The following is a 13,207-nucleotide window of genomic DNA, read 5'->3' as shown; positions in this document are numbered from 1 at the left end:
ATGATGCGCAAAGCATTTTTCCTGGCCTGCCTCTTGGCCACTCCGCTTAACAGGCCGTTGAAAAACGTCACGAGGATGGCCAGATGCAAGGCGTTTGGTGCGCAGCGACCGAGAAAACGAGCCGAAGGCGAAGTTTCGGCGCAGGCTAACAGGAGCGAAGCGCAAGTCATGCCGGAACCACATGACATGGAGTTAGGCGCGGGAGCGACAACGAAGTTGCGGCGAAGGCTCACTTTGGCTTTGCCGAGGTTGAGCGAAGCGGCCGAAGCCAACACCGCGCAACGCGGCGATGCGCCCGCGCAGCAACTTATTCAGCGTTTCCCTAATGGACAATCTGGGTTCAATCAACCTGCAGCAATAGCCCCTTGAGGTATTCGCCCTCGGGAAAGGCGAGATCGATCGGATGATCGGCCGCGCCTTGCAGGCGTTTGACGATGCGCGCCGTGCGGCCGGCATCCAAGGCTGCGCCGGCGACGATCTTCTGGAACAGTTCCACGCCGATGCCGCCCGAGCAGGAGTAGGTCATCATCAGCCCGCCGGGTGCAAGGAGCTTGAAGCCGAGCAGGTTGACGTCCTTGTAGGCACGGCTCGCTCGCCCGATATGCGCCGCGGACGGCGCGAACTTCGGCGGATCGAGCACGATCAGATCGAAGGTTTCGCCGGCCGCCTTCAGCTGGCGCAGCTCTTCGAAGACGTTGGCGCAACGCCATACGGCACGTGAAGCATCGAGCCCGGGATTCAACGCGAGGTTCGCCACCGCGCGCTCGAGCGCGGGCTGTGAGCTGTCGATCGACAGCACGCGCGTCGCGCCGCCGGCAAGCGCCTGTAATGAAAAACCACCGGTGTAGCAAAAGCAGTTGAGAACCCGCTTGCCGTGCGAGAGTTCGGCCAACAGCCGCCGGTTCGCGCGCTGGTCGAGATAGAAGCCGGTCTTGTGGCCGGCGACGATGTCCACGGCCATTTTCACGCCGTGCTCTTCGATGACGATCTCGCCTTCTGGCGCCGCACCGAATCGCCAGCCGGTCGCCGGCTCAAGCCCCTCGAGCGCGCGCAGCTCGGAATCCGAGCGCTCGAAAAGTCGCGCGCAGCCGGTGGCCTGGATGAGGCCAGCAATGATTGCATCGCGCCACTTGTCGGCGCCGGCGCTGGTCAGCTGCACGACCACCGTATCGCCGTAACGGTCGGCGATCACGCCAGGCAAGCCATCGGATTCGGCATGGATCAGCCGTAAGCCCTGCTGGGTAGCGAGCTCTGGCAGCGCGGCGCGGCGGCGGACGGCCTCGGCCACACGGCGTTTGAAGAACGCGTGATCGATCGGCACATCCGGATCGAAGCTCCAGACCCGCGCGCGGATCTTCGAGTGGGGCGAATACGCCGCCTTCGCGAGCGGCTTGCCGTGGGTATCGCAGACGGTGACGGTATCGCCCAGCCGCGCCTGGCCGACAAGCCGCGCCAGCGAGGTGTCGAAAATCCACGGGTGGCGCTTGATGAGCGAACGCTCCTTGCCGGGGTGAAGGATCAGTGTGGCGCTCATTTCTTGTGTGCGCGCGGGTGCGCCGCATCGTAAATTTTCGCCAGATGCTGGAAATCCAGATGCGTGTAGATCTGCGTCGTGGCGATGCTCGCGTGTCCCAGCATTTCCTGCACCGCGCGTAGATCTTGCGAGGATTGCAAGAGGTGGCTGGCGCAAGAGTGACGCAGCATGTGCGGATGGACGTGCTGGCCCAGACCGCTTTTCTTCGCCCATTGCGCCAGGCGCAGCTCCACCGCGCGGGCGGAAAGCCGCTTGCCGCCGCGACCGACGAACAGCGCCTTCTCATCGCTGGCTGCGAGGAGCGGGCGTCGTTCGAGCCAGTCCTCGATCGCGGCGACGGCTTGGCTGCCTACCGGCACGGTGCGCGTCTTGCCGCGCTTGCCGGTCACCGTCACCTCGCCCGCCGTCAGATCGAGGCTGGCGGTGACATCGAGCGAGACGAGTTCGGCAAGACGCAGCCCCGAGGAGTAGAACAGCTCGAACATCGCCTTGTCGCGCAAGCCAAGACAATCGTCTGCCGCCGGCGCATCGAGCAATGCGCAGGCTTGCTCCGGGCGCAAGGCTTTCGGCAAGGCACGCGGGCGTCTGGGCGCCTTGAGGCCAGCGCAGGGATTTACGCTGAGCATCCCGCGCCGCGCCAGCCAGCGGTAGAACGCACGCCAGGCGGAGAGCGTGCGCGCGATCGAACGTGGCGACAAACCCCGGCCATTCAGACGCATCACCTGGCGTTTGAGATCGGGAGGCTGCAGGGTTTCGAGGGGCTTCCCATCACTGCCCGCAGCGAGCATCGCGAGATCGTGCCGGTAGGCGGCGAGCGTATGAGGGCTCATCCGGCGCTGATGCGCCAATTCGGCGAGAAAACGCTCGACGACCGACTCGGCCATCAAGCGAGCGTGCGCGTCAGCGCCGCGGAGGCCAGCTCGCCGATGCGCTCGAGATAGACCGTGCCCATCCCGGGATAAAACCTTTCCGGCTCTTCGCTGCCGAGGGCCAGCATCCCGAAGGTCGTCTCTTCGTCGCGCAAGGGGACGATGGCGAGCGAGCGCACCCCTTTGCCATCCTCGCCGAACCAGTCTTCGACATCCGCCCAGCTCGAGGCGCCGCAATAGGGGTATTTCAGTTCCCGCACATAGTCTTTCGCCGCTGCGCTGACCGGCTGGAATTCCAGCGCTTCCGGATTGCCCGGCACGTCCCACAGCCGCACGGCGACATGGGGAATCGCAAAACCACCGCCGAGGTGCGCATACAGCACCAGGAACACGCTCGCGCTGTCGCCGCAGCGGGCCAAGGCCACGGCCAGCCGATGCGTCTTCGCCGACAGCACGTCGTTTTCCTCACCGAAACGCAGCAGTTCGGCGAGCTTGCCCTCGAGCCGCCGCACCTGGTCACGCAAGGCGCCGATCTGCCGTTCGGTGATCGACACCGCGCGCCCGCCGTGGGGATCGGGGATGCTGATCTGCGCGAGCAGCTCGGCATACTGGTTGAAGAAGTCCGGATGGTCTTTCAGGTACTGGGCGACATCCTTCGCGACGAGGTTCATGCAAGCTCCTTGGGTAACTCGAGTTCGCCGGTGAATACGGTGACGGCCGGGCCGGTCATCCTGACCGGCTGCCCAGGGCCGGCCCAGGCGACGGTCAGCTCGCCGCCTCGGGTCGCCACGCGCACCGGCGAATCGAGCAAGCCGCGCCGGATGCCGACCACGACGGCGGCACAGGCCCCGCTGCCGCAGGCGAGTGTCTCTCCGGCGCCGCGCTCATAGACGCGCAGACGGATCGCGTGGCGGTCGACGACTTCCATGAAGCCGGCATTGACACGCCTGGGAAAGCGCGGATGCGCTTCGATCAGCGGACCATCGCGCGCCACCGGCGCGGAATCGACATGGTCGACCACCTGCACGGCATGCGGGTTGCCCATCGACACCGCGGTGATCTCGGCAGTGCGACCGTCGAATTCGAGCGTCTGCACCAGCGCGTCGCTGTCGGTCAGGAAGGGAATGTCGGCCGGAGCAAAGCGCGGCACGCCCATATCCACCGTGACTTCGCCGTCGTCTTCGAGCCGCGGCGTGATGATGCCGGAAAGCGTCTCGACGCGGATCTCGCGTTTGTCGGTCAGCCCCTGCTCATGGACGAAGCGCACGAAACAGCGCGCGCCGTTGCCGCATTGCTCGACCTCGCTGCCGTCGGCATTGAAGATGCGATAACGGAAGTCGGCATTCTCGGTCTGCGGCCGCTCGACGACGAGGATCTGGTCGCAGCCGACACCAAAATGGCGGTCGGCGAGCCAGCGCGCCTGCGCAAGCGTGGGCACGAAGTTCTGGCGCACGGCATCGAGCACGACGAAGTCGTTGCCGAGCCCCTGCATTTTGGTGAAGCGGATCTTCATCGGGCAAGCATACGCCGTACCGTCGCCTCAGGCTTTTGGCAATAGCGGCTCAATACGGCCGCTTTTCCCCGGGCGGGCGGGTCTTGAAGCGCTTGTGCAGCCAGTAATACTGCTCTGGCATCTTCATGACTTCGGCTTCGATGAAGGCGTTCATACGCCGCGTATCCATCTCGACGCTCGCGCCGGGAAAATCCCGCCACGGCTCGCCGATGCTGACCCGATACCCATCATCGGTCATGCGCGCGATGACCGGCAGCACCGTCGCTCCGGTCAGGCGCGTCAGGCGCGACAACCCGGTGATGGTGGCCGCCGGCACGCCGAAAAACGGCACGAAGATCGCATCGCGAGGGCCATAGTCGAGATCGGGCAGGTAGAAGAACGGATAGCCGGAACGGATGGCGCGCACGCCGCGCAGCGTGCCGTCTTGCCGCGAGAGCATCAAGGATCTACCGAAACGCGCGCGCCCCGCATAGAGCAGCGCATTGAAAACCGGATCTTTCTGGTTGGCATAGATGCCCGACAGGTCGTATTCCATCGACAGCCGCGTCCAGGCGGCATCCAAACCGAGGAAATGCGGCACCAGCAGGATCACCGGCCGGCCCTTCAGCGCATCGAGATGCTCGCGTCCGGTCAACTTTACGCGACGGCGGATACGCTCGGGCGACGACCACCACAGCATGCCGCGTTCGAGGAAACTACGGCCGAAGAGCATGAAGTGCCGTCTGGCCAGCGCCGACTTTTCTTGCTCGCTCAAGGTCGGAAAGCACAGCCCCAGATTGATCAGCGTCACCTGGCGCCGCTCGCGCCCGAAAAGGTAGAGCAGCAAGCCCAAGCCCCGGCCTGCGCCCGCCAGGAGCGGGAACGGCAGCAAGGTGACGAGCCACATCAGAAACGCCAACAGGCGGATCATGGACACTTCACCCCGCGCGGCACTTTGTAACGGTTGTAGCCCCACAGATACTGGCCGGGGCACAAACGCACGAGGCGCTCGATCTCGCGATTGACGTCGGCAGGCTGAGCGACCGGCCCAGCGGGCGCCAGCAAATGCAGGTGGTAGCCGGCGCCGTGCGGCAGACGCTCGGCCCAGGCGAGGATCACCGTCGCGCCGCCACGCGCAAGCCGCGGCGCCAGCGTCATCGTCCAGGCCGGCCTGCCGAAAAACGGCGCCCATTCGCCCTCGCCGACCCCAGGCGCCTGGTCGGGCAGCATGCCCACCGCCTCCCCGGCTTTGAGCGCCTTGATGAGCTTGCGCACCCCGCTTACGTCGGCTGGCGCGAGCTTGAGGCTCGCGCCGCGCCCTTGCTCGATCAAGGGGGCCAGCCAAGGCTGCTTGGGCGGACGGTAGAGCACGGTGATCGGCGCAAAGCGGGCGTAATACTGGGCGGTGATTTCGAAACAGCCCAGATGCGGCGTCAAGAACAGGATGCCGCGGCCCGCGCGCCATGCCTGTTCGACCAGTTCCCAACCACTCACTCTGACGACGCGGGCGATGACCTCGGCTTGCGGCCGCAGCCACAGCTTCGGCAGCTCGAGCACCGTCTTGCCTGCCTCGGCCACCGCCGTGCCGAGCGCGTCACGGCAGCCGGCCTGGGCGATGTTCTCGCGCAGATGACGCCGATAAGTCGGCGACAGGCCATAGACCAGCCAGCCAAGCCAGGCACCCAAGGCATGCAGCAGCGGCAAGGGCAGGCGGGAGACGAGACGGAACAGGAAGACCACGTGGGAGATGCGGTTTGACGCCGCGCCAAAAAACGCTATTATCCGCGACCTCCGCCGAGTTAAGCGTGGCTGCGCCACCGGGACAACTTGCAGGGCGGCCTACAAATACTGCTAAAGCGTCGCCTGCTCCCATCCCCAGAGCCGGTCCGACGGGACGAGTCAGGGGATGACAAGGAGCTTTCATGAGCAACGCTTATCTCTTCACCTCGGAATCGGTGTCCGAAGGACACCCGGACAAGGTCGCCGACCAGATCTCGGACGCGATCCTCGACGCGATCCTCGCCCAGGATCGGCATTCCCGCGTCGCCGCCGAGACGCTATGCACCACCGGTCTGGTGCTGCTCGCCGGCGAGATCACCACCAGCGCGATCGTCGATTACCAAAGCGTCGTGCGCAATACCATCAAGCGCATCGGCTACGACGATTCCGCATACGGCATCGACTACCAGGGCTGCGCGGTGCTCGTCGCCTACGACAAGCAGTCGCCCGACATCGCCCGCGGTGTGAATGCCGCCTATGACGACAACCTCGACCAGGGAGCGGGCGATCAGGGTCTGATGTTCGGCTACGCCTGCGACGAGACGCCAGCGCTGATGCCCTTGCCGATCTATCTCTCGCACCGGCTCGTCGAGCGCCAGGCGATGCTGCGCAAAGACGGGCGGCTGCCGTGGCTGAGGCCCGATGCGAAATCGCAAGTCACGGTGCGCTATGTCGATGGCAAGCCGGATGCCATCGACACCGTGGTGCTCTCCACCCAGCATGCGCCGGAGATGTCGCTCGAAGCGGTGCGCGAGGCGGTGATCGAGGAGATCATCAAGCCGGTGCTGCCATCGGCCCTCGTCAAGGGTGAGATCAAATATCTCGTCAATCCGACCGGTCGCTTCGTCATCGGCGGGCCACAGGGCGACTCCGGACTGACCGGCCGCAAGATCATCGTCGATACCTACGGCGGCGCCTGCCCGCATGGCGGCGGCGCCTTCTCCGGCAAGGATCCGTCCAAGGTCGACCGCTCGGCGGCCTATGCCTGCCGTTATGTCGCGAAGAACATCGTCGCCGCCGGATTGGCGAGCCGCTGCATGGTGCAGGTCTCTTACGCGATCGGCGTGGCGCGGCCGACTTCGGTGTGGGTCACCACCTTCGGTACCGGCAAGGTTTCCGACGCAACGATCGCCGAGCTGGTGAAAAAGCACTTCGATCTGCGTCCGAAGGCGATCGTCACGATGCTCGATCTGCTGCGACCGATTTATGAGAAGACCGCCGCCTATGGCCACTTCGGCCGCGAGGAACCGGAATTCACCTGGGAGGCAACCGACAAGGCACTGGCGCTGAAATCCGACGCCGGGCTGTAAAATTCGCATATCACGGCGAGGGGCGCTGCAGCGATCGCTTTCGATCGTCAGGCTCGCCGTCAAAACCCGTCCATGGTAACGGCGCCCCTTCATCATATCGATTGGAGACCTGCCATGAACGACTATGTCGTTGCCGACATCAAACTGGCCGACTGGGGCCGCAAGGAAATCAAGATCGCCGAGACCGAAATGCCGGGGCTGATGGCGATCCGCGAAGAATACGCCGCCAGCCAGCCCTTGAAGGGCGCGCGCATTTCCGGCTCGCTTCACATGACGATCCAGACCGCGGTGCTGATCGAAACTTTGACCGCGCTGGGCGCTAAGGTGCGCTGGGCCTCGTGCAACATCTTCTCGACCCAGGACCATGCCGCGGCCGCGATCGCCCAGGACGGCGTCAGCGTCTTTGCCAAGAAAGGCGAAACGCTCGAAGAATACTGGGAATTCACCCACCGCATCTTCGAGTGGCCGGATGGCGACTTTTCCAACATGATCCTCGACGACGGCGGCGATGCCACGCTCTTGCTGCATCTGGGCGCCAAAGCGGAAAAAGACCGTGCCGTGCTGTCAAAGCCGACTTCGGAAGAGGAGCGCATCCTCTTTTCCGCGATCGAGGCGAAGCTCGCCAAGGATCCGACCTGGTATTCGACGCGCCTGGCAAAGATCAAGGGCATCACCGAGGAGACCACCACCGGCGTGCATCGCCTGTATCAGATGCACGCCAAAGGCGAGCTGAAAGTGCCGGCGATCAACGTCAACGACTCGGTCACCAAGTCGAAGTTCGACAACCTCTACGGCTGCCGCGAATCGCTCGTCGATGGCATCAAGCGCGCCACCGACGTGATGATCGCCGGCAAGATCGCCGTGGTGTGCGGCTATGGCGATGTCGGCAAAGGCTCGGCGCAGGCCTTGCGGGCGCTTTCCGCCCAAGTGTGGGTCACCGAAATCGATCCGATCTGCGCGCTGCAGGCGGCGATGGAAGGCTACCGCGTCGTGACGATGGACTACGCCTGCGACAAGGCCGACATCTTCGTCACCGCCACCGGCAACTGGCATGTGATCACGCATGATCACATGATCAAGATGAAGGATCAGGCGATCGTCTGCAACATCGGCCACTTCGACAACGAGATCGACGTCGCCAGTCTGGAGAAATACCGCTGGGAGGAAATCAAGCCCCAGGTCGATCACGTGATCTTCCCCGATGGCAAGCGCATCATCCTGCTCGCCAAGGGGCGACTGGTGAATCTGGGCTGCGCGACCGGTCACCCGTCCTATGTCATGAGCTCCTCTTTCGCGAACCAGACGCTGGCGCAAATCGAGCTGTTTACGAAGGCCGGGCAGTATCCGGTCGGCGTCTATACGCTGCCGAAGCATCTAGACGAGAAAGTGGCGCGGCTCCAGCTCAAGAAACTGAACGCCCAGCTCACCACGCTCACACCCGAGCAGGCGGCCTATATCGGCGTGCCGATCGAGGGCCCCTACAAGGCCGACCACTATCGCTATTGACGCGACTCGCCAAAAGATCCACAATGGTTCCGTTTTGGAATCATTGTGGGGTCGATCATGCCCAATCTGTCGATCAAGGATGTGCCAGAAGACATCGCCCAAGCCTTGCGCGAGCGCGCTGCGCGCAACCATCGCTCGCTGCAAGGGGAGCTCATGGCGATCATCGAGGCGGCGGTGCAGCCACCGCCTACCCCTCCGGCCGCACCGGGCTTTCCGGAAGCGGCGAGCCGCTTTCACAGCCGCTTTTCGCGGACGATCCCCGACCCGCTCGGCTCGGCCGCAGTCGTCCGCGAGATGCGCGACACGCACTATGGCGAAGCCTGGGTCATGGCGCGCGTCAAGGACGGCCACTGGCCCTCACAGCCCGGCGAAAGCGAGCCGCTTGGGCATACCGTCTATTGCGTGAAGCCCAAGCGCCCAGCATGAGCCATCGCGTCGCCGAAACCATTGCCCCGCCCTATGGCGCGCGGCCGCCCGCCGTGGTCGATGCAAGCCTGCTGGTGGCGATCGTCTTCGGCGAACCGGAGGCTGCCCAAATCGAAGCGCTGCTCGGCCCGTATGAACTCTTCGCACCCACGCTATTGCCTTTCGAAGTCGCCAATGCCGGCTTGAACAAATGTCGGCGGCGGATTCTCGACGCCGCCGAGACCGGTGCACGGCTTGCCGCGTTCGACTTCGCTTCCGTGCGTCTGTGCGCCATCGAGCCGGCGGCTGTTTTCGCGTTGGCTCACCGTTACGCGCTTTCGACCTACGATGCAAGCTACCTGTGGCTCGCCGGCGAGCTCTCCGTCCCGCTTTTTACGCTCGACAAGACGCTTGCCGAAGCGGCGCAGAACTATCTGCAAGGCTCGGCATCATGAGCATGAACTCGTTTCACGCGCGAACGAGCAAACCGAGGCGCGCCGCCAAGCCACGCCAGCCGCGCTGCGACGCGCAAGGTGTGCGTGTCGATGCGCTGCTCGTAGAGCGCGGGCTCGCGCCCTCGCGCACCGCGGCGCAGCGGCTCATCGAGGCGGGGCGGGTATTCATCGAATCGTGGGGCACGGGAGAACGCGTGCCCGTGTGCGCTCCTTCGGATCGTTTATCCAGCGAACGACGACTTTACGTCGTCCCGGCAGGAGAGCCGGAGTACGTCTCGCGCGGCGGCCATAAGCTTGCTGGCGCGCTCGCCCATTGTGGCATCGAAGCGGCTGGCAAACGATGTCTCGACATCGGCCAATCGACGGGCGGCTTCACCGATTGCCTGTTGCAGCACGGCGCGGCCAAGGTCGTCGGCGTCGACGTCGGCCACGGTCAGCTGCACCCGCGGCTCGCCGCCGACCCGCGCGTCGAGGCCCACGAAGGCATCAACGCCCGCACCCTCGCAAAGTCGGCGCTGGCAGGACGGCAGTTCGACTTGATCGTCGCCGACGTCTCTTTCATCTCGCTTGCTCTGATCATCCCGCAGCTGCCGCCTTTTCTGGCGCGATCGGGCGATGTGCTGCTCCTCGTCAAGCCGCAGTTCGAGGTCGGGCCGGAAAACGTCGGCAAGGGCGGCATCGTCAGCGATGCCTCGCTCTATCCCCGCGTGCTCGATACGCTCGCCGCCTGCTGCGCGGCCCATCGCCTGGCCGTGCTCGACCGATTCGAAAGCCCGATCACCGGCGCCGACGGCAACCGCGAATTCTTCCTCCACGTTCGTCATGAAACCTGAAATCTCTTTCGAATTCTTCCCGCCGCAGACCGCCGAAGGCCTCGAAAAACTGCGCGCGACACGCGAGCGCCTCGCCGCGGTGGCGCCAAGTTTCTTTTCCGTCACCTATGGCGCCGGCGGCTCGACGCGCAGCCGCACCTTCGACATCGTGCTGGAGATCGCCGCCGAGGGACATGCCGCCTGTCCCCATCTTTCCTGCATCGGCTCGACGCGCGAGAACATCCGCAAGATTTTGCATGACTACCGCGACCACGGCATCCGCCGCATCGTCGCATTGCGCGGCGACTTGCCTTCCGGGATGGCCGACGCGGGCGAATTCCGCTATGCAAACGAGCTGGTCGCATTCATCCGCGCCGAGACCGGCGAGTGGTTTCACATCGAAGTGGCCGCCTATCCAGAGTGGCACCCGCAGGCGAAGAGCCCGCGCGATGACCTCCTCGCCTTCAAGCGCAAGGTCGAGGCCGGGGCGAACTCGGCGATCACGCAGTTCTTCTACAACGCCGATGCCTACGCCCATTTCGTCGCCGAGGCGCGCGCGCTGGGCATTGCGATCCCGATCACTCCAGGCATCATGCCGATCGGCAGCTTTGCCAAGCTCGCCCGTTTCGCCGATGCCAGCGGTGCCGAAATCCCGCGCTGGATGCGGAAGAAATTCGAGAGCTTCGGCGACGATGGCGAATCGATCCGCGCCTTCGGCCTCGATGTGGTGACCGAGCTGTGCGAACGCCTGCTCGCGCTCGGCGCGCCCGGTCTGCACTTTTACACGCTCAATCAGGCTGCGCTGTCGTTGGAGATACTGCGCCGCCTGGGATACGCCAACCAACGGGCATGATCGCCACGCCCACTTACGGGAGAGGAGCTTTTGGGCGCGGCGTGCCGCCGCGAGGTTTGGCTGCCGATCGCGTCACGAAGGCCGTCGCAGACAGGGCTGAGTGGATTTCACGCTAACCCACTTCGACCCTATTCCGACCCAACCGTTTGGCCCGATACAACGCCATGTCGGCACGACCGAGTAACGATGCCAGCGTCGGCATGTCGGCACGGAACGCGGCGACACCGAAACTCGCGGTGTAGCGGCACGCCCTCTCGTCGATACACAGCTGTGCCTGCTCGACCTGCTTGCGCATCCGCTCTGCCGCCTGGGTGGCTTCCGGCAGATCGGTACCCGGCATCAGAATCGCGAACTCTTCGCCACCCCAGCGGCCGACGAGATCGACGGTGCGCACCGATGCGGCCAGGATGCGCGCAAAGTTCTGCAGCACGCAATCGCCGACATCGTGACCGTGGCTGTCGTTGATCGCCTTGAAATGATCGAGATCGGCCAGCACGAGGGTCAGCGGCGTGCCATAGCGCTGCGCGCGCTGAATTTCCTGCTGCGCCACCTCGTCGAAGGCCCGCCGGTTGGCAAGTCCTGTCAGCGCATCGGTGCGCGCCAAGAGCTCCGCGGTTTCCATCTGCCGACGCAGCGCCGTCTGTGCCGAGTCCAGCGTGGTCAGCACCCCGTGGGCGATGCGCAGCGACATCCAACTCGCCAAGAGCAGCCCGCCCAACATGATCGCCAGTGTGATTTGCAGCATCTCTCGCTTGCGCGCTTCGAGCGCATCGTGGGCGATTTCCACGGCCACATAGCCGACGATCTTCGGCAGGGGCGGATGACCGTCCGAAAGTTCGTCATTGAGGGGCAGGATTGCCTGGAACACCGGCGTGAGCACCGCCGTCACGTGCTCGCCCTTGAACACTTGCGGTTTTTCGGTGAGCGGCAGTCGATGATGTGGCGGATCACCGGAATGTGCAACCTGCTTTCCCGTGGCGTCGAACACGGTCACCGCGACGATCGTCGGATCGCTCTGGCGCGCGGCATCGGCCAGTCTGCCGAGCGTATCGAGACTGCCGCTGAACAGTGCATATTCGGCAGCCGCGCCGATTTGATGGGCAACGGCATGACCGCGTTCTTGAAAAACCGATTCCAGATCGTTCTGATAGCGATCGAAAAAGACGGCGCCCAACAGCAGCACCATGGTCAAGGCAGGCAAAACCGACCCGAGCAGCAGCCGCACCCGAAAGCCGAGCCCCGAGCGCGTCATTGCCCTGCCTCCAACCGATGCAGATCAGCGGCGATCTCATCGACTTCGAAAGGCGGCAGACCGAGCGAAGCGGCCACCCTGTCGTTGGCGACGACCGTGAATTCGCGGATGAAAACGATTGGCGAGAGCTTGCGTTCCCTCAGCCAGTCACGCACGACTTTCGCCGTCTGCCGCGCCACCTGCGATGGTGATGAATAGACGGCCAGCAATGCACCCGCCTTGACGTAGGCCGATGAGAATGCGACCAACGGCACCCGTGCGCGGTAGGTGGTGAGCAGGATGTTCTGTAACGTCCCGGCGTTATAGATCAGCGGGTCCGGTAGCGCCAGCACGACATCGGCGGAGATGAGTACTTCTTTCAGCGAAGGGTAGATATCCTCGGCTGCGCGCACCGCAGGCCCCACGACCAGCTGTAACCCACGTGAGTGCGCCTCTTTTTCGATCTCTGCAAGGCGCGGGCGTGTCAGCGGGCCGGGCAGCACGCCCACTCGGCGGCTCTCCGGCAACGCCCGGCGGATCAGCGCCAGCTGCCTTGCCAACGGCTGGTCCAGAACTACCGCCGCGAATGGCCGCGATCCTACGATCGCCCGTCGCGCCTCGACGATGGACTGCGGCACGAGCGTGGCGATGAGGGGGATTTTCGACCAACTCGCATCCTTCTTGGGCAATTGCTCGAGAGCGCCGTCGAGGGCTGCCGTACCCACGGTGACGATCAGATCCGGTCTTGCGCCTCTGCCGGCAAAGAGTTCCGCGCCGCGATCGACGCGTACGTCGGCGGTGCCGGTGAGAGCCGCCTTCAGGTCGTTCGCGGTTTCCAGATGCACAGCGCCGCTCTCGGCCAGCACCACCCAGACGAGGGGCGCAGCCAGCGCCTCTGATACCAAAGTCATAGAGACCAGGCACAGCAGGAGGAAGCGGAGTAGCAAGCGGCCCATGGCGC

15 protein-coding genes and 1 riboswitch are annotated in these 13,207 nt (G+C 64.5%); of the genes, 7 read left to right on the top strand and 8 right to left on the bottom strand.

Features of this window, described 5'->3' with window-relative positions:
* Window positions 1–369, top strand: a complete 369-nt coding sequence (locus tag EL335_RS02225; RefSeq protein WP_126444045.1) for a hypothetical protein — start codon at window positions 1–3, stop codon at window positions 367–369.
* On the opposite strand, the gene EL335_RS02220 is transcribed toward EL335_RS02225, so the two are convergent.
* Genes EL335_RS02220 through EL335_RS02195 form a run of 6 tightly spaced genes read right to left on the bottom strand, consistent with a single transcriptional unit; the run spans window position 341 to window position 5,635 of the window.
* A complete protein-coding gene (locus EL335_RS02220; protein WP_126444044.1) occupies window positions 341–1,534 on the bottom strand; it encodes a class I SAM-dependent rRNA methyltransferase in 1,194 nt (397 codons plus the stop codon). The genes EL335_RS02225 and EL335_RS02220 overlap by 29 nt on opposite strands.
* On the bottom strand, window positions 1,531–2,418 hold the full coding sequence (gene xerC, locus EL335_RS02215; RefSeq protein ID WP_126444043.1) for a tyrosine recombinase XerC: 888 nt from the start codon (window positions 2,416–2,418) through the stop codon (window positions 1,531–1,533). The genes EL335_RS02220 and xerC overlap by 4 nt, the downstream gene beginning before the upstream one ends.
* The gene (locus tag EL335_RS02210) at window positions 2,418–3,074 is read right to left on the bottom strand and encodes a DUF484 family protein (RefSeq protein WP_126444042.1); all 657 of its coding nucleotides are present in this window, start codon (window positions 3,072–3,074) and stop codon (window positions 2,418–2,420) included. The genes xerC and EL335_RS02210 overlap by 1 nt, the downstream gene beginning before the upstream one ends.
* Window positions 3,071–3,916 (bottom strand): diaminopimelate epimerase, encoded by an 846-nt coding sequence (dapF, locus tag EL335_RS02205; RefSeq protein WP_126444041.1) that lies wholly within the window; start codon window positions 3,914–3,916, stop codon window positions 3,071–3,073. Before dapF ends, EL335_RS02210 begins: the two co-directional genes overlap by 4 nt.
* A gap of 49 nt (window positions 3,917–3,965) precedes the next feature.
* Window positions 3,966–4,826, bottom strand: coding sequence for a lysophospholipid acyltransferase family protein (locus tag EL335_RS02200; RefSeq protein WP_126444040.1), 861 nt, complete (start codon window positions 4,824–4,826; stop codon window positions 3,966–3,968).
* Complete coding sequence (locus EL335_RS02195; RefSeq protein WP_126444039.1) at window positions 4,823–5,635, bottom strand: lysophospholipid acyltransferase family protein; 813 nt, start codon at window positions 5,633–5,635, stop codon at window positions 4,823–4,825. The genes EL335_RS02200 and EL335_RS02195 overlap by 4 nt, the downstream gene beginning before the upstream one ends.
* Window positions 5,636–5,817: 182 nt before the next feature.
* On the opposite strand from EL335_RS02195, the gene metK reads away from it, so the two are divergent.
* From metK to metF, 6 genes are all read left to right on the top strand, one after another.
* The gene (metK, locus tag EL335_RS02190; protein WP_126444038.1) at window positions 5,818–6,984 is read left to right on the top strand and encodes a methionine adenosyltransferase; all 1,167 of its coding nucleotides are present in this window, start codon (window positions 5,818–5,820) and stop codon (window positions 6,982–6,984) included.
* 11 nt (window positions 6,985–6,995) lie between these two features.
* Window positions 6,996–7,078: riboswitch (S-adenosyl-L-homocysteine riboswitch) on the top strand.
* A 20-nt stretch (window positions 7,079–7,098) separates the two neighbouring features.
* Window positions 7,099–8,490 carry an adenosylhomocysteinase gene (ahcY, locus tag EL335_RS02185; RefSeq protein ID WP_126444037.1) on the top strand — a complete coding sequence of 464 codons (1,392 nt, stop codon included), beginning with the start codon at window positions 7,099–7,101 and terminating at the stop codon, window positions 8,488–8,490.
* Between the two features lie 57 nt (window positions 8,491–8,547).
* On the top strand, window positions 8,548–8,916 hold the full coding sequence (locus EL335_RS02180; protein WP_126444036.1) for a FitA-like ribbon-helix-helix domain-containing protein: 369 nt from the start codon (window positions 8,548–8,550) through the stop codon (window positions 8,914–8,916).
* Window positions 8,913–9,350, top strand: coding sequence for a type II toxin-antitoxin system VapC family toxin (locus EL335_RS02175; protein ID WP_126444035.1), 438 nt, complete (start codon window positions 8,913–8,915; stop codon window positions 9,348–9,350). Before EL335_RS02180 ends, EL335_RS02175 begins: the two co-directional genes overlap by 4 nt.
* Window positions 9,347–10,183, top strand: coding sequence for a TlyA family RNA methyltransferase (locus EL335_RS02170; protein ID WP_126444034.1), 837 nt, complete (start codon window positions 9,347–9,349; stop codon window positions 10,181–10,183). The genes EL335_RS02175 and EL335_RS02170 overlap by 4 nt, the downstream gene beginning before the upstream one ends.
* A complete protein-coding gene (gene metF / locus EL335_RS02165; RefSeq protein ID WP_126444033.1) occupies window positions 10,173–11,015 on the top strand; it encodes a methylenetetrahydrofolate reductase [NAD(P)H] in 843 nt (280 codons plus the stop codon). The genes EL335_RS02170 and metF overlap by 11 nt, the downstream gene beginning before the upstream one ends.
* A 112-nt stretch (window positions 11,016–11,127) precedes the next feature.
* Here the strand turns inward: metF and EL335_RS02160 are convergent, their stop codons facing one another.
* On the bottom strand, window positions 11,128–12,267 hold the full coding sequence (locus EL335_RS02160; RefSeq protein ID WP_126444032.1) for a sensor domain-containing diguanylate cyclase: 1,140 nt from the start codon (window positions 12,265–12,267) through the stop codon (window positions 11,128–11,130).
* Entirely contained in the window at window positions 12,264–13,157 is an 894-nt protein-coding gene (locus EL335_RS02155; protein ID WP_172599999.1) for an ABC transporter substrate-binding protein, read from the bottom strand. The genes EL335_RS02160 and EL335_RS02155 overlap by 4 nt, the downstream gene beginning before the upstream one ends.
* Window positions 13,158–13,207: the final 50 nt, after the last annotated feature.

The sequence above is a fragment of the Sulfuricystis multivorans genome, assembly GCF_003966565.1.
GTDB classification, from domain to species: Bacteria; Pseudomonadota; Gammaproteobacteria; order Burkholderiales; family Rhodocyclaceae; genus Sulfuricystis; species Sulfuricystis multivorans.
Note: the sequence above shows the minus strand (reverse complement) of the source record. Positions and strands in the feature narration are given on the sequence as shown.